The sequence below is a fragment of the Neisseria sp. P0001.S005 genome, assembly GCF_051963715.1.
Genome location: NZ_JBQCTZ010000866.1, coordinates 1 through 326, shown reverse-complemented (window position 1 = coordinate 326; position 326 = coordinate 1). Strand labels below are relative to the sequence as shown.

Annotated in this window: 1 protein-coding gene; it reads left to right on the top strand. The window is 50.3% G+C overall.

Going from position 1 to position 326, the window contains the following annotated elements:
• Positions 1 to 326, top strand: a 326-nt coding sequence (locus ACTHSP_RS23260; RefSeq protein WP_440347149.1) for an HD domain-containing protein, incomplete at both ends; no start/stop codon positions are given.

The following is a 326-nucleotide window of genomic DNA, read 5'->3' as shown; positions in this document are numbered from 1 at the left end:
AAATTTGAAGATCATGCCGAGCATCAGGCGGAAAGTTTCCGCAAGCTTATCCTCGCCATGACTAAAGACGTGCGCGTCATCGTCGTCAAACTTGCCGACCGATTGCACAATATGCGCACCCTTGGCTCTATGCGTCCGGAAAAACGCCGCCGCATCGCCAAAGAAACCCTCGAAATCTATGCTCAAATCGCCAATCGCATTGGTCTGAACAATGCGTATCAAGAGCTTCAAGACTTATCGTTCCAAAACCTCCACCCAAGACGCTACGAAACCCTGAAAAAAGCCATGGACAACAGCCGCAAAAATCGCCGCGATGTTGTCGGCAA